General features: G+C 57.6%; 11 protein-coding genes. 4 read left to right on the top strand and 7 right to left on the bottom strand.

Translation table 11 applies throughout. The features are described from left to right. Positions 1 to 2: 2 nt before the first annotated feature. Positions 3 to 1,106, top strand: coding sequence for a sensor histidine kinase (locus tag HMPREF0045_RS05910; RefSeq protein WP_005986451.1), 1,104 nt, complete (start codon positions 3 to 5; stop codon positions 1,104 to 1,106). 167 nt (positions 1,107 to 1,273) lie between these two features. Further along, complete coding sequence (locus HMPREF0045_RS05915; RefSeq protein ID WP_005986454.1) at positions 1,274 to 1,918, top strand: response regulator transcription factor; 645 nt, start codon at positions 1,274 to 1,276, stop codon at positions 1,916 to 1,918. A gap of 167 nt (positions 1,919 to 2,085) precedes the next feature. On the opposite strand, the gene HMPREF0045_RS05920 is transcribed toward HMPREF0045_RS05915, so the two are convergent. From HMPREF0045_RS05920 to HMPREF0045_RS05945, 6 genes are all read right to left on the bottom strand, one after another. Next, positions 2,086 to 2,583 (bottom strand): methyltransferase family protein, encoded by a 498-nt coding sequence (locus HMPREF0045_RS05920; RefSeq protein ID WP_005986456.1) that lies wholly within the window; start codon positions 2,581 to 2,583, stop codon positions 2,086 to 2,088. A gap of 122 nt (positions 2,584 to 2,705) precedes the next feature. Beyond that, complete coding sequence (locus HMPREF0045_RS05925) at positions 2,706 to 3,389, bottom strand: trimeric intracellular cation channel family protein (RefSeq protein WP_005986458.1); 684 nt, start codon at positions 3,387 to 3,389, stop codon at positions 2,706 to 2,708. Positions 3,390 to 3,406: 17 nt separating this feature from the next. Beyond that, entirely contained in the window at positions 3,407 to 4,519 is a 1,113-nt protein-coding gene (locus HMPREF0045_RS05930) for a VIT1/CCC1 transporter family protein (protein ID WP_005986460.1), read from the bottom strand. Positions 4,520 to 4,647: 128 nt separating this feature from the next. Then, complete coding sequence (locus HMPREF0045_RS05935) at positions 4,648 to 6,597, bottom strand: ABC transporter ATP-binding protein/permease (protein WP_005986462.1); 1,950 nt, start codon at positions 6,595 to 6,597, stop codon at positions 4,648 to 4,650. Then, positions 6,594 to 7,796: an efflux RND transporter periplasmic adaptor subunit gene (locus tag HMPREF0045_RS05940; RefSeq protein ID WP_005986463.1), complete on the bottom strand. Its 1,203-nt coding sequence runs from the start codon at positions 7,794 to 7,796 to the stop codon at positions 6,594 to 6,596. The genes HMPREF0045_RS05935 and HMPREF0045_RS05940 overlap by 4 nt, the downstream gene beginning before the upstream one ends. A 25-nt stretch (positions 7,797 to 7,821) precedes the next feature. Further along, entirely contained in the window at positions 7,822 to 8,757 is a 936-nt protein-coding gene (locus HMPREF0045_RS05945) for a hypothetical protein (RefSeq protein WP_005986465.1), read from the bottom strand. Between the two features lie 302 nt (positions 8,758 to 9,059). Here HMPREF0045_RS05945 and hrpA point away from each other — a divergent pair, with 302 nt between their 5' ends. Beyond that, entirely contained in the window at positions 9,060 to 13,535 is a 4,476-nt protein-coding gene (gene hrpA, locus HMPREF0045_RS05950; RefSeq protein ID WP_005986467.1) for an ATP-dependent RNA helicase HrpA, read from the top strand. Positions 13,536 to 14,360: 825 nt separating this feature from the next. Here the strand turns inward: hrpA and HMPREF0045_RS05955 are convergent. After that, on the bottom strand, positions 14,361 to 14,879 hold the full coding sequence (locus HMPREF0045_RS05955) for a SprT-like domain-containing protein (RefSeq protein WP_005986471.1): 519 nt from the start codon (positions 14,877 to 14,879) through the stop codon (positions 14,361 to 14,363). 32 nt (positions 14,880 to 14,911) lie between these two features. Here HMPREF0045_RS05955 and HMPREF0045_RS05960 point away from each other — a divergent pair, with 32 nt between their 5' ends. Beyond that, entirely contained in the window at positions 14,912 to 15,856 is a 945-nt protein-coding gene (locus tag HMPREF0045_RS05960; protein WP_005986474.1) for a hypothetical protein, read from the top strand. Positions 15,857 to 15,877: the final 21 nt, after the last annotated feature.

A 15,877-nucleotide genomic window follows, 5' to 3' on the forward strand; every position in this document is an offset into this window, starting at 1 on the left:
CCATGAAGGAGCGCTTAATCTCCCTGGCGTGGGCGATTCCGTGGATGCTGTTCATGGGATTCCCCCTGGCCTACGCCCTGGAGTTGACTGATACGGCCCAGCGTGCGGGCATCATCGGGTTGTGCGCCCTCCTAGCGGTGACGAACTCGGTGACGTGGCTGACCAATCCCCCGCCCGCGCGCAACTCCTTCACGAGGCCGTTCATCCTCTCCCACGCGGCGCTGGCGGCGGCGACGGTCATCTATCTCGCATACGCAACCTCCATCGGCACCCCGTTTGCGTTCATGATGGTCTCGTATCTGCTGGTCGCGTGGGTCTTCCAGGCGCCGAGCCGCTTCCTCATCGCGGGCGTCGTGCCGATCGTGGCAATCGCGGGCGTGGCCTTCTACGCGCAGGGGGAGCCGATGCGGATGATCTGGTACTTGGTGATGCCCGGCGGTTGGGTAGGTTTTGCGCGCTGGGGCATGGAGCGCTCGGCCCGTGAGCGCCTGCGCCGCCAGGACGCGATCGCGCGGGCGAAGGCCGCCGAGCGGGCGCGCCTGAGCACGGACCTGCACGACATCCTCGGGCACTCGCTGACGGGGATCACGATGGTCTCGGAGCTGGCGGGGCGTCTGCTGGACGCGGGGCGCGCAGAGGAGGCGCGCGAGCAGATCCGCGCCATCACCGCTCAGTCGAACGAGGCCTTGGCTGATGTCCGCCGCATCGTGGCGGCCACGCGGGCCCTGTCCCCGGGTGAGGAGCTCGACGAGGCCCGCTCACTTCTGGAGGTCGCACGCATCGACGCTGACATCACGAACGAGGGCGAGCCGCCATCGGGGCCTCGTTCAGCTGCGGCCGCCCACGTGATCCGCGAGGGGGTCACGAACGCGCTCCTGCACGCACGCCCCTCGAGGGTGCGCATCTGCCTGTCTCCCACCGGCGTGGTCGTCTCAAACGACGGATATTCCGCCTCCTACGCGGCCTCGACGGCGGGGGCCGGGTCGGGCCTGGTGGGCCTGTCCAAGCTGGTCGGTGACGAGGGTACGCTCACCTGGGGTGCGTCGGGTTCCACATGGACGCTCGCGTTGGCCTTCGAGGCCACACCCGACGCCCACTCGTCCTGATTGTTCCGCTGCACACCTCCTCGACGAGGCCGTGTTCCCTTTCCCCGGGTCTTGCGCGGTCCCGGGAGGGGGAACTCGCCTCGCCCTGAAGGGCGGGCACACATGAGTGATAATTCTGCGACCTGAGTTAGCCTGGTACCCCAAGCGCAGGCAGACAGGAGGGTGACGTGTCGATACGGGTACTCGTGGCCGACGACCAGGCGATGATTCGCGGCGCCCTGGCGGGGCTGCTGGACCTGGAGAGCGACATTGAGGTCGTCGCACAGGCTTCCGACGGGGCCCACGCCCTCAAGGAACTGGCGCGCCTGGCCGAGTCGGCCACCACGCCTTCGCAGGAACAGGCTCCCGCTGACGTGGCCGTCATCGACATCGAGATGCCCCGCATGGATGGCATTACAGCGACGCGGGCGATCCGCGCGCGTTTTCCCGGCGTGCGTGTGCTGATCGTGACGACGTTCGGGCGCCCCGGCTACCTCCAGCGCGCGCTCGACGCGGGGGCCACGGGTTTCATGGTGAAGGACGCGCCGGTCGAGGCCTTGGCGGACGGAGTGCGCACGGTGGCCGCGGGGGGCCGCGCGATTGATCAGAGCCTGGCGCTCGAGGCCCTGTCGGCGGGTTCTTCGCCCCTGACCGACCGCGAGGCCGACGTTTTGCGCGAGGTCGAGGGCGGCGGCACGATCGCCGACATCGCCCATTCGCTGGGGCTGAGCCAGGGGACGGTACGCAACCATGTGTCCTCGGCGATGCTGAAGATGGACGCGCGCACCCGCGCGGAGGCAGCCATCCTGGCCCGATCCGCCGGCTGGCTGTAGCCAGGGCACGCAAGCACAACTTCATACGCCTATAGCCACTCCCGCGAACCAGTGGCGCCGCTGCAGGCAGCCGCTGGTTCATCTATGCCTGTAGTCAGGTCCTGGGCTGTTTAACAGCTCGAACACCTGGGCACTGCTTAGGTTGGCCGGTTAACGCGAGAAGACAGTTAGCGTGGCGGCCAGGGCATGATTCGGTTTACGCGGCTTTCGTAGTCAACGTACTGCTGGCCAAACTGGCGCCTAAGCCAGCGCTCCTCAGTGCGTTTCATTAACACCGTCAAAGCCAACCAATACACAGCCGGCAAAATCAACAATACGTAATTAGCTTGCACCAGCAAAATACCGGCATTAAGAAACAAAAAAGCAGCATATATTGGGTGCCGTACCCAAGCATAAATACCACCCGTGATGAGCTGGTTGTTTTCTATATTTTCAGTTACTCGCGCCCCAAACACGCTCACCAACCACATCACCACGGCCAGTGCCGCCACAATAACGCCAGCTACAACAAATATGAGCCGCAGCCAATTTAGGTTAACAGCCGCCCATCCCAGCCAGAAAAAAGCAGCCACACTGGCCAGCGCCGTCGTCGTAAATAGCGCCACCACATAGGCCGGACCAACCCCGAAAACCGGCAGATGTGCCTGCTCACCCCGCGTTTCCATGCACCCTATTATCCCACTTCAGGGGTAGTTTGAAGGGGTTTATCGAAGGTTTTAAGGTGGGCTGTTTTAGGCGGGTTTAACGCAGATTTTAGGGCGGGTTCTAAAGCAGTTTCTGGCGGGTTTTAGCGACGCCGCAACACCCCGATGCGCTCGGTAAGGGAACGCTGCTTACCCACCACCGGCAATTGCCACACACGCCAATAAGCCAGCAGGCAGAAACCCGCCCCGACACACATTGAAAACAGCATCGCCAACACCGGATTTAAATCAACAAAGCGCACCAATGAGGCTTGCGTAAAAGCAGCCGCAAGCGCCGGCAGTGCGTAAAGCCGGTTGCCGCCAAATACTGCCGGGGTGCGCCCCACGCTAATGTCGCGGATCATGGAGCCGCCTACCGCCGTCATGCAGCCTAAAAGCAGGGCGGGGATGAAACCTAGATGATTTTCTAGGGCTTTAGCGGCGCCGGTGGCGGACCAGATGCCCAGCACGATAGCGTCGGCAACCACCAGGAAGCGGTGGGACCATTTGCCTTCAAATTTGAAGAACCAGGCGATGGCGGCGCCCAGACACGCCATCCAAATGTAGTAGGGGTCGGTCAGGGCGAAGGGCGGGCCGTTTTGGATCATGAGGTCGCGCAGGATACCGCCGGCGGTGGCCGTCATTAGCGCCAGCACCACGAAACCTACTATGTCGAAGTTTTTTTGGCGGGCAATGAGCCCTCCTAGGATCCCATTTAGGATCACCCCGGATAGGTCGATGAACCGGAAAACGGCAGGTAGGGCGTTGGGTTCAAGTAGTTCGTGCATCGTCTTCAGGCTACCGTTTAACTGGCGGAGGTGCCGAAAGCCAGGCCCAGCAGGTAGGTTATGGTGGCCGCCCCATAGCCGATGGCTAGCTGTCGCATGGCGCTGGGTAGGGGGGCTTTGCCCGATAGTACGCCGACGGCGCCACCGGTTAGGCACAGCGCGGCCCCTACCAGCAGGGCTGAGGCGGCTACAGCAACCATTCCGCTGAGCCCAACCAGGTAGGGCAGGCAGGGAATGATGGCGCCGACTGAGAACAGCACGAATGAGGATAGTGCTGCCCGCTTGGCGGTACCGATTTCTTCATAGTTGGGGGCTTCGTCGCCAATGTGGGAGATTTGGCGGGCGCTGCGTGGGTCAATGTTTGCGGCGCTGAGTACTAGTTTGGCGTGTGCGACGGCTTCGTGTTCATCCTCGCCTCGGGCGCGATAGATTAGGGCGAGTTCGTTGGCGTTGACGTCTAGCGCGGGCACAACCTCCCCCGTGCCGGGGTCTGGGGTGGAGGCTTCTAGCAGCTCGATTTGGGAGCGCACCGAGATGAACTCGCCTGCCGCCATGCTTAAAGCCCCTGCTAGTAGGCCGGTTAGGCCGGTTAGTAGGATCGCGTGGGTGCTGATGCCGGTGGCGCCCACGCCTAGCACTAGGGACAGGTTGGATACTAGACCGTCGTTAACGCCGAAAATAGCTGGGCGTAGCGTGCCCGAGAGGCGTTGGCGGTGGCGGGCAGCTAGGGAGCGCACAACTTCGGAGTGGATGCGTTCGTCTGCGGCCATGGCGCTGGAGGCGTCGGCGTCGATCTCATAGTCGTTGCGTTGTTCGGAGCGTTGGGCTAGGGCCAGTACGAACACTGAGCCAAATAGTCGCGCCAGTAGGGGCATGATGGCGCCGCGTAGGGTTTGCCTGGGGGCTGGGTGGGCGTGGGGGCCTAGCAGCTCATACCAGTAGCGTTCGTGGCGGGCTTCGGCTTCCGCTAGGCCTAGGAGAATTTCGCGTTCTTCGCCTTCACGGCGCATAGCTAGGTCCCGGTAGACTTTCCCTTCTGCGCGTTCTTCGGCTAGGTGGCGGCGCCAGTGTTTAATTTGGGTTCGCGACGGCGCAGCGGCAGTTTCAGGGCTTTGGGGTGCGGAAGTCATTGGTTCAATGTTTCATTTTTTTGGCGTCATTGCAACGTTTGGTTACCCGAAATTAGCCTGGCTTGTCAGCCTCAAGGAGGCTGACAGCTTGAGGGGAAACCTGGTTTTGGATGTTTTGGCGCCGCTAGTTATTGGCGTAAAGCATCTGCAGGTGAAACGCCTGCGGCGCGGCGCACTGCCAGTAAACAACCCACTAAGCCAACTACCATGCCGCCAATGATTCCTACAGGCAAAAGCCGCAGGTCAAGCACTGGCTGCCAGTGGCGCACTAGCACTGTGGAGATAATGACTACCACCGCTGTAAATGTGCCAATGACTCCGCCGATTAAGCCAACTATCGCCGATTCAGCGGTGACTAATGCGGCGATTTGCCAGCGCCTAGCCCCCATTGCCCGGCGCAAACCGAATTCTCCAGCGCGCCGCGATACCGCCGTCGCCGTTGAGTTAGTGAGCATTAGCACGGCAGCTAATAATGAGACGGCGGTTAATGTCACCAGCATTGTGCGCACATTGGATTCCACGCTTTGACGCATGGTTTTAGGGTCTTCAGGCGCATCCACGTGGGCGTTTTCGCCGGTGTAAGGATCTAGGGCGATAGGTGCTTGCTGCGCCACCAGCTGGGCGGCGCCGGGGCGCGTACGTATTTCGGCGGTGACGGCATTGGTTGCCCCCACAGCAACGGCGTCTGTTTCACGCATCACCACGGCGTTCATGATGCTGGCGTCTAAACCTGAGTCGCTTATAACTCCCACCACTACGTAGGCTTTATTGGCGATCCACACTACTGGGCTGGCGTCAACTGGGCCTAACTCTAGGTTATTTGCGATACCGCGACCTACTAGCACCTGGCCTGGGCCAAGTTTTATGCCACTGGTTTTGGCGGATTCTTTGCCTTCGATTTCCAGCCCGGGCACACTAGGATCGGTTGCTCCTAATACATCAAAGTTTTGGCCTTTAGTGTCGCTAGTTAGTGAAATATTTTGATTGCCGTGGTTTGAGTAGATTTGTGCGCGTTCCACTCCGGGAATGCGTTTCAGGCGCATTAGTGTAGTGGTGCTGGCTTGTTTAACGCTTCCATCTTTAGTTAATTGTTTAGGTTCTGGCACCGAGACGGCTACACGCTGGTTGCGGGCCGCATCAAATAGCTGCGACACCTGGGCGCGGGCAGCTTCAGAAATACCTACCGTGGCTAACGCTAACGCTACCGCCAGTAATACGCCGGCAATTAGCGCGCCACTGGCAGCTGGTTTAGCGGTAATTGTGCGCCCTGCATCGGCGAGTATGGCTCTTAGGCTAGTTTTTTTGCTGCTGGTTTTAGGGTTTTTAGCTTGCGCTGCATGGCTGGTTTTAGCTGGTTTTAGAGGCTTTGAACTTTCACTCTCGGGAACGGTGACGACGCCGTCGTGCACTTCGATGCGGGTTTTAGCGTGGGCTGCAACTTTTGGATCATGAGTGACAACTATGACGGTAGTGCCGCTTTGGTTGAGTTTATCTAGTACACGCATCACTGAACGCGAATTGGCTGAGTCGAGGTTACCGGTGGGTTCATCAGCAACTAGCACCGGGTTAGCGGCTACGATAGCCCTGGCAATTGCTACTCTTTGCCTTTCACCACCAGAAAGCTGCACTGCTTTGGCGTGTTGCTTATGTGTGAGCCCCACAAAGTTTAGGGCTTGTTCAATACGCTGCGTATCCGTGATTTGTGCGGTTTCCTCACCAGAGCCAGCCGCATCTCCGCTGTACATCAACCCTAAAGCCACGTTTTCAGTTACAGTTCGCTCATCAATTAAGTGAAATGCTTGAAACACAAAAGAGAATGTGTGAGCCCGCAATGCTGCTAGCTGGGAATCACTTAACTTGGTTGCGTCTAGATCATCAATAAAGTATTTGCCTTTAGTGGGAGGGTCAAGTAACGCCAGAACATTCAGCAAGGTTGATTTACCAGCCCCAGAAGGGCCGGTTATAGACACAAAATCACCCTGCTCAATCAGCAGCGAGGCGGTTTTTAGTGCTTTAACCTCACCAGGAGCACCCGGATTATAGGTTTTAGAAACCTGCGATAATTCTAGTATAGTCATTTGCGATCCACTCGCACACTGTCACCAACTTTAAGCTGGTCAGATTTAATGGCGCATTGCCCAGATACGCACCCAAGCTGCTCTACTTTAACCATAACAAAACCGGACGCCTGGCGTTTGAGCACATTTGCGTTACCATTAGCATCTAGCGCCATTGCGCGTTGAGGGATCAGTAAAGCGTTTTTGATTGGTGCTTGTCGATCTACGGTTAGCACCACTGATTTACCACGCGCATCGCTTGGAAGTTTCCCCTTTTTAACGCTAAAGGTTAGTGTATAAGTGGTTGCTTCAGCTTGGCTTTTTTCGTCTTTCTTAGGCGCAGCAGTTTTGAGAGTTAAGTTTAACTGCTGAGAGCCATAAACCGCGCTAGCCACGCTGCCAGTTTTCAATACCGAGCCCACACCAGCCGGCACTTCAGCGGTTACAGAAAATTCACCTGTAGATAGGCCTAACTGAGAGGGTTTGTCTCCATTTAAACTATCACCAACTTTAGGTAGTGAGGTAACAACAGCTGGAAGCTGCGCAATAAACAGCATCTCAGTTTTTGCTATAACTACCTTCTTTTTAGCTTGCTGCGGTTTTTCGGATGCACCTGCCTCGTTTGAGTTTCCACTGCCTTGATTAGCACCCGCGTTGTCTGACTCATTTTGATGAGTATCGGTAGTAGCTAATTCGTCTTTGGTTTGCCCGTATAGATGTTTTAGTGCAGCGATTGTGTTAGCGTCTAGGGTTCCAGTTATTGCTAGCTGGTAGCCCGATGCAACCAGGGCGCGTTGCAGCTGTGACACATCCGCGCCAGAATCACCTTCATACAAATCACGGTAGGCGGGAAAACTACCCTGATAGGCAATCAGAGGGCGATCGTTAATCCAGGCCACCACCTGCGTGTTTTCAAGTTGCTCGCCGGCTTTTACGTTTACAGCGGTAACAACCGAATCGGCGCTAGTAGCAGGCAAGTTAACGGCTGAATCCTGCGCCCCGGTAATAACACCTGTGGCAGTGATTTGATCTGTCAGGTCTCCTTGCTCAACTTCCACAGTTACAGGAGCTGAAGTTGGAGGTGCAGCGGCAGCTGCGCGCTGCGCTGGCGATTGGGTGTAGCTTGCCAGCAACCAGCCTGCACCCACTAGCGCCACCGCCATAAACACAACTAAAACTACAAGTAACCAGCGTTTCACTTGAGATCGTTTAGCGCCCACAGCTACCCCCTTCGATCACAAATAATTACGAGTATTTCTTCACAATCTCACGGCAAGTGGCTTCGACCTGCTTGATTTGTCCCAGCCAGGCAGATAATTCTTTCTGATTCTTTTTGACATAAGCATCGGCGCTGTTCCAGTCAGCGTCGTAGTATGCCTGCTGCCAGCCGGAGCTGATCCGGCACTTTGCATCTGCAACCGCGATTTTTCGCTCATACTCTGACACGGTTCCGGGTGACGCCGCGATAGCAGATTGGGGCGCATCAGCACCTGGATTTAAGCCAATTTTCTGACTGAGCTGCGGTCCTGGCATTAACATTGGATTATCGGGTAGATCACTAAGGCCCAGTGGTTTCATGCATTGCTTCCAAGTGGCAGCAAGTTTTTTAACTTTAGGATCATCAATCCCCTGCTCAGCGCCGCCAATTGATGCCAAAAGAGCATTTCCAGTCTCAGATTTTTCCTCATAAGACTTCAATACTGGATACTGATCCATTAGTTTATTAAAACATGAATTTTTAGCGTCCCGGTAACCGGGATCAGTTTTATACTTTTCAATAGTGTCATGGCTATATTGGTAGACATTCCAGCCAGGAACGATACCCACGTGGTAGCCAACTTCGCTTGCAATCTTCTCATCAAATAGGCGTCTACCAGCACTATTTACGTATCGCTCGGCCTGCCCTTCTGGCGGTTCTGGCCTTCCTTGATAAGTGTATCCTTTGGACTTCATGCAATACCTAAAATAGGCGGTTCGAGCACGCGAAATTAGAATCGTGTCAGCCTCTCTATATGGATCTGTGGGAAGCCGCCATTTAGACATATCGTAACGCGTTAAACCGTCAGCAGAGACTTTGGCTACCTTATCATTAGGAGCAGTTGATGAAGCTTTTTCGCCACTCCCACACGAGGCTAAACCGCAAACTAATATTAGAGCTGCAATGATCCTCAGATACTTCATTTCATCTTCCTTGATTAAAGTTCATCGCATATAGGGAACCCAGTTAAGGGCGTTGCTCACGTTAATGAGCGGATAGGCCTGGCAAGGCCAGGTCTGGGAACAAGCAGTGGATCAGCACTGCATCACTCGTCATTGGAGTGATTACAGAATACATCTACTACCCCAAGCCCACAACTAGTTTTGCAATATTTAATCGACAATTTACATTTATAGGTACAATTAATTAGTTCACTAGGCTGCGCTTATCTTACGTGGCGAGCTGGTTCCACAGCTGGGTCAAAGTGCGAGACAATGCAGGGGTAATGAACGAGCACTCCAGTCAGCCCAGCCAACCAGACGCAACTAACTCAGCCGCAGCGCCCCGCCGTCATCCTGCCCGCCACCAGCGCAATCACGGACGGCGCCAACACAAAAACCAGGCGGCGCCGCGCCCCTTCACCCCCACGCAGCTAAGCCAACGCGCAGCTTCTCTACCCTCCATCACCTACCCAGCGCAGCTTCCAGTCTCAGCCCGCCAGGAGGAGATCGCAGCCGCCATTTTGGCTAACCAGGTGGTTATCGTCGCAGGTGAAACCGGCTCCGGTAAAACCACCCAGATCCCTAAAATCTGTTTAGATTTAGGTCGCGGCATCAACGCCATGATTGGACACACCCAGCCCCGGCGTATCGCAGCGCGCTCAGTAGCTGAACGCATTGCCCAAGAGCTGGGCACTAAAGTTTCTAAAGAATCAATAGTCGGTTATCAGGTTCGTTTCACTGATGAAGTTAGCGAACATACGCTTATCAAATTAATGACCGACGGTATTTTGCTGGCCGAAATTCAAAACGACCCGCTATTGCGCCGCTATGACACTCTAATTATTGATGAGGCACACGAGCGCAGCCTAAATATTGACTTTATTTTGGGTTATTTAGCGCGACTACTGCCCCAGCGCCCAGATTTAAAGGTCATCATCACCTCGGCCACCATCGACTCTGAACGTTTCGCCGCCCACTTTGGGGTTGAAGGCCGCCCCGCCCCAATTATTGAGGTATCCGGGCGCACCTATCCGGTAGAAATCCGCTACCGCCCCCTCGACGGCGTCGAGCCAGACCCAGAGGGCAGCCAAACAAACTCAGCAGCTGCCAGCGCAAGCACCGACGAGCCGCGCGACCAGGTCACGGGCATCCTCGACGCCGTCGACGAACTAATGGCCCTAGGCCCCGGCGACATCTTGGTGTTCCTGGCAGGAGAACGCGACATTCGCGATACCGAAGCCGCACTTATCGACCACCTAGGCCCACGCTACGCCGCCAACGAGTCCAGCGCCCGCCTGCCCGGCAGCGTTGAAATCATCCCCCTATATTCGCGCCTAAGCGCCGCCGCCCAGCATCGTGTATTTGAAAAACACCGTCTGCGACGCATTGTTCTAGCCACCAACGTGGCTGAAACTTCACTAACCGTGCCCTCCATCAGGTACGTGATCGACCCCGGCGTGGCGCGTATTTCGCGTTATTCCAACAAAACCAAGGTGCAGCGCCTACCCATTGAACCCATCAGCCAAGCCAGCGCCAACCAGCGTAGCGGCCGCTGCGGGCGCGTGGCCGACGGCGTGGCAATCCGCCTGTACTCGCAAACCGACTATGAGGGGCGCGAGCCATACACAGAACCCGAAATTCTACGCACCTCCCTAGCCAGCGTAATTTTGCAGATGGCAGCGCTGCGCCTAGGTAATGTGGCAGATTTTCCCTTCATTGACCCGCCAGACCGGCGCGCTATTGCCGACGGCGTGGCGCTACTAACCGAAATCGGCGCTATCAGCGCAAACTCTAAATCCATGCACGAGCCGCGCCTGACCGCGATCGGCCACCAACTGGCGCGTCTACCCATCGACCCGCGCCTGGGGCGCATGTTACTAGAAGCCAATAAACGCGGCTGCGCCAGCGAAGTGATGGTGATTGTCTCTGCGCTTTCAATCCAAGACGTGCGTGAACGCCCGCTTGACGCGCAGGAAGCCGCAGACGCCATGCATCGGCGTTTAGCGGATCCCACCAGCGATTTTCTTACCTACCTCAACTTCTGGCGTTACCTGCGCACCCAGTCACGTGACCTGTCCGGCTCTGCGTTTAGGCGCATGTGCCGCCACGAATACCTGCACTACCTGCGTATTCGTGAATGGCGCGACGTCTACAATCAGCTGGCCCAGTTGGCGCGGCCGCTAGGCATTAACGCCCAAAACATTGAGCTGCCCACCCGCGCCTCCATTCGCGCCGCTAGTGACCGTCTAGTTCCCGGCTCCCACGCGGCCGGCATGGCTAATGCGGACGTAGCCGACGCCGTCGTGGCCCTGGGGCAAAGCGCAGACACCCCTGACGCCGACGCGATCCACCAATCCCTGCTGGTGGGGCTGCTTTCCAACCTGGGTAACTATGATGAGCGCCGGCGCGAATATGCCGGGGCGCGCGCCACCCACTTCACTATTTGGCCTGGTAGTGGGCTGCGTCGCAAGCAGTACGACTGGGTTATGGCCGCTGAGCTGGTGGAAACCAGTCGCTTATTTGCCCGCACCGTGGCCCGCATCCAGCCCCAGTGGGTGGAGCAGGCCGCTAAACACCTGGTCAAGGTCACTTACGGTGAGCCTTACTGGTCCACCAAGAAGGGCGCGGCCATGGTGCATCAGCGGGTGCTGCTTTACGGGCTGACTTTGGTGGCTGACCGCCCGGTCACGCTAGCCAGTGTGGGTACCGACGCCGCCCGGCAGGCTGCGCGGGAAATGTTCATTCGCTCCGGGCTGGTGGAGGGGGGCTGGCACGCCCGCCACGCTTTTGTTGAGCGCAACCGTGAGCTGCTTGAAGACACTGCCGAGGTGGAACGTCGTCAACGCACTCACGGTATTTTGGCTGATGACCAGGCTCTTTTTGACTTCTACGATGAGCGCCTGCCGGAGAAAATCACCAGCGCGGCGGCTTTCGACAACTGGTGGAAGCATCAGCGTCAAGACACCCCCAAGCTGCTGGATTTCACCCGTGAGCTGCTGCTTCCCAAGGGCGACAACCTTGACGGCTACCCCGACACTTGGCATCAGGGTGACCTGACCTTGGCGCTTACGTACGTTTTTGAGCCGGGCAGGCTCGACGACGGCGTCAGCGTACAGGTGCCCATTGAGGTGCTCACTCGCCTGCGCCCAGAGGGATTTGATTGGCTTGTGCCCGGGATGCGCCCGCAGCTGTGTGTGGCCACTATCCGCGCCTTGCCTAAGCGGGTGCGTCGCCAGCTGGTTCCGGCTCCCGACACCGGCACGCGCATTTGGGAGCTGATCTGCCAGCTTTACCCGCAAGCTGCGGGAGAGGCTAGCGACGGCGTCGCGACAGCAAGCCAGCCCGGCGGCGTCGGCAGTAACCCCGGCGGCGTCGTCGAACCGATCCCGGTGAGTTTCCAGCAGGCCTTCACCCAGGCCGCACAGCAGCTACGCCAGGTAGAAATTACCGACGAGGACTGGGACCAGGCGCAAGAAAACCTGCCGGAGCACATGCGCATGGGCTTTAGCGTGCTGGACGCGCGCGGCAACAAGCTAGGGCGCGGGCGCAACCTGATCGTTTTGCAGCGGCAGCTGGCCAAACAAAGCGAGGCGGCGGTGCGCTCGGCGGTACGTGGCGCCCTGGCGGCGGCCATGGATGAGGCCCGGTCCAAGAAATCGGCGAAATCTAAGCGCAAAAACGGGGCCAACGAGAGCCATAACGGGGTCCATGGGGCCGCCGGCGCAAACGGGAGCGCAGGCGCCCATAACGGGGGCAATAACGGTGCCCGCGCCAATAAATCTGCCGCAAATACTTTTGCAACTATTACTTCACAGTCATTAACTAGCCCATTAAAGGAGCAAACTAATTTAGTTGATTGGCCTGAAGTTCCCCAGGGCGTAATTCCGCAACAAATAGAATCCGCCGGGCGGGCGGGGCTATTAGTTCGCGGTTACCCCACTTTAGTTGCACAACCAACATCTAAAGCATTTAAAGCTGATTTAAAGATATTAGCGGATGTTAATTCTCAGCTAGCTCAGCACGCTGAGGGAGTTTTGGCGTTAGCTTTGGCGCGCACCCCGCTCGAAACTGCGCGGGTGACCAGCCGTTGGAACGCTAAGCGCTCTCTATTCATGGTGTCTGCGCCCTACAAATCCACTGACACCCTGGTGTCTGATTTGTGCTTGGCTGCCGGGCGCCTGCTAGCCCAGCAGTGGAGCCGCGAAACCGGCCATAACCTAGCCCAGCTGCGCGACCGCAAAGATTTTGAGCTCTTTGCATCTTGGCTGCGCGACCGCCTGGAAGACCAGGTGGAAACTATTGCCGCCCAGGTAGAGGCCGCTTTGGAGGCTAAGGGCCAGTTGGATAAGGCAGTGGGGCGTAATACTTCGCTGGCTTTGCTCGACACTTTGCAGGAAATTCGCGAGCAGGCTGCTGCCCTGATTGCGCCACGCTTTATCGCCGACGCCGATCCGGCACAGCTGGCCCACTATGGGCGCTACCTTAAGTCTTTGGCTTATCGCTTGGAGAAGGCGGCGGCCTCGCCCAGCCAGGATGCAGCTCTGGCCTACCAGGTACGTGAGATTGAGGGTCAGGTGAGCGACGCCGTCGAGCACGCTAAGGGGCTGCCGGCTAATCCCGCCCGCGCGGCGGTGCTGCGCCAGGCCCAAAATATGGTGTGGGAGCTGCGCGTGAGCCTGTTTGCCCAGCAGTTGGGGACGGCGCACAAGGTTTCAGCCAAGCGCATCAGCAGGCTGCTGGCCTCCGCCCCGGCGCTCTAGACGACTGTCTACTTCCGCGCCGGCGGTCTATCCGGACCAAGGATCACGCCTTTGGGCGGGACTTGCACCCTAGACCTCTGGCTGGGCTTTAGGCCTGGGTTTCTGGCTGGGGCCAGCATCCAGATGGGCTGGCGCGCTGGTTGGATGCCATACCCGCCAGCTATGCCGGCTTGCACCCTAGGCTTGGCTGGCCAGGGCCAGCATCTAGACGGGCTGGCGTGCTGACTGGGCGCCGTCGTCACCTTTTTGCGTGCTGCCGGCCCCTTGCCCACGCTGGCGCACACAAATACTGACATTTCATCCCTTCCCTATAAAACCCCATGAATTTTTTATAGGGAAGGGATGATTTTGCCTGTAAATGCATGTATGCATTTTTGCCTGCCTGCTGTATTTGTCTGTAAATGCAACTGGCCCCCGTATTGGCGAAACCCAAAAAAGCCAATCCGGGGGTCAGTTATTCACAAGGAGAGAGATTATCGAGTGTTCAACACCAGTCAGGGGCCCTTATTCACCTCCACAGCCATAGCAGTTGAGGCTCCCACGAAGGCGCCTGCTAACGGCATGGACGCCATCGCCGCTGCGAATGCGATGCCCCTTTTCATGAGCTTCATGGTTTCCTCCCTTAAAAGTTTTCCGTGGCCCGCCCGCCGGGGCTTAGCCGGTGGGCGTCACCGAGGCTTAGCCAGCGAGCGCTGCCGAGGCTTACCCCGGGGTTACCTGCCGGCGGCTTAGTGGGCCAGTTGCTTTGCTGATCTGCATCAGCCTTGCTGGTTAAAACTTTAAAAGGGGCTTTTATGGTGGTGGTTAGCGTAACCTATGAATCATCTATGAAAGATAAAGCGTGGCTTGGTTGTAAGAGCGCAAGTAGGGGCCACCAATCTGGCTTGGCTCCATAGGCGTATCCTTGTAGCTCCAGTGCAGCAGGTTGGCCAGGGAGAAACTGTTTGCACACACCCCACAGGCCAGCACGCGGCTTGGGCGGCGCATACGTTCAACCCGGTGACCAGCCGGGCATGTGCCCACCCAGTCGCCGGGGACTTTAGGGGCGCGCTTATCTACCAGCCGCTGCGCTGAGCAGCCCAATTCTAGGGCTTTGCGGCGCCAAACTTCATCGTGACCGTGGCTTGGACCAACCAGGGCATGGGCTACTTCATGCAAAATCGTGTCACGCACGCGAGGCAAGTCATAGAGTTGCATTAAGTAACGTGAGAGAGTGATACAGCGGTTTGTGTGGTTGCACTGTCCAGCTCGACGCCGGGCACGATCCCACCCCAGGCTCCAGCCTTGCAAGCCGTTGGCGTCCATCAGGTCGCGGCCTAAAGCATAAACCTGATCAAGATGCATTCATTGTCCATTTCGTGGAAAAATAACCCTTAGTGTCAGAACCTAAACGTAATTCTAAAGCCAAAACGGTAACCTCCGCCGGCAGCGCAACTAGAGGCAAGGGCAAGCGTGCCATCTCTAGTGCCAGTGCCGAGCGGTTTATTTCGCGTTACCGGCTGGTCTCAATTTTTGCGTTACTGACCCTATCTGCCCTAGCTGGGGCACTGATCCTGCCTAAGTTCACCGCCCCCGCACAGATTGATGATGGCCCCACCCCAGCCGGCCCGGTTAAGGTAACCCCTGATTACAGTGGTTTTAACGCCGCAAATATCATCTCTGACAATAAGCTCTACGGCGCTCCCAATATGAACGCCGAGGACATCGATAATTTCATCACCAAAGTCAATGCTGGCTGCGTTAATAGCGCCGACGGCACTACTTGCATCAGCAAGGCCCGCTTTGACACTAAAGGCTTTGACCCCACAACGGCCTGCCCGTTGGGGATGAATCCCGCCAAGAATCTAACTGCTGGTGAGGTTATTTACCGCGTTTCGGTGGCTTGCAACATTAACCCCCGGGTTTTGTTGGTGCTGCTGCAAAAAGAGCAGGGGCTGCTGACCGCTTCAGGCGAGAAACTGACTGCCTCACGCTATGAATGGGCTGCCGGCTATGGCTGCCCTGATGGTCAGACTTGCGACAGTCGCTACCGTGGCTTTGTCAGCCAGCTCTATCAGGCCGCCGCCCAGCTGCAAAAATACCGCCTTAACCCCTCCAGCTACCGGGTGCAGGCCCGCAAACCCGTGCGTATCGCCTACAACCCCCAGGCTAGCTGCGGTTCTTCCATCATCACCCCAGCTAACACCGCCACCGCCGCGCTCTATAACTACACTCCCTACCAGCCCAATGAGGCCGCTAAGAATGATGGGGACGACTGCTCCAGCTGGGGTAACTTGAACTTCTACGGTTTTTGGAAGGTCTGGTTCGGCTCCCCCCACTAGCTGGCGCGGCTGGCACCCAGT

It is taken from the genome of Actinomyces graevenitzii C83, from assembly GCF_000239695.1.
Classification (GTDB): Bacteria; Actinomycetota; Actinomycetes; order Actinomycetales; family Actinomycetaceae; genus Actinomyces; species Actinomyces graevenitzii.

Bases quoted from the DNA above. Each gene is read 5' to 3' on its own strand.
- HMPREF0045_RS05945 (WP_005986465.1), bottom strand. From the start codon at position 8,757: ATGAAGTATCTGAGGATCATTGCAGCTCTAATATTAGTTTGCGGTTTA.
- HMPREF0045_RS05910 (WP_005986451.1), top strand. From the start codon at position 3: ATGAAGGAGCGCTTAATCTCCCTGGCGTGGGCGATTCCGTGGATGCTG.
- HMPREF0045_RS05930 (WP_005986460.1), bottom strand. From the start codon at position 4,519: ATGACTTCCGCACCCCAAAGCCCTGAAACTGCCGCTGCGCCGTCGCGA.
- HMPREF0045_RS05935 (WP_005986462.1), bottom strand. From the start codon at position 6,597: ATGACTATACTAGAATTATCGCAGGTTTCTAAAACCTATAATCCGGGT.
- HMPREF0045_RS05955 (WP_005986471.1), bottom strand. From the start codon at position 14,879: ATGCATCTTGATCAGGTTTATGCTTTAGGCCGCGACCTGATGGACGCC.
- HMPREF0045_RS05925 (WP_005986458.1), bottom strand. From the start codon at position 3,389: ATGCACGAACTACTTGAACCCAACGCCCTACCTGCCGTTTTCCGGTTC.
- HMPREF0045_RS05920 (WP_005986456.1), bottom strand. From the start codon at position 2,583: ATGGAAACGCGGGGTGAGCAGGCACATCTGCCGGTTTTCGGGGTTGGT.
- hrpA (WP_005986467.1), top strand. From the start codon at position 9,060: ATGAACGAGCACTCCAGTCAGCCCAGCCAACCAGACGCAACTAACTCA.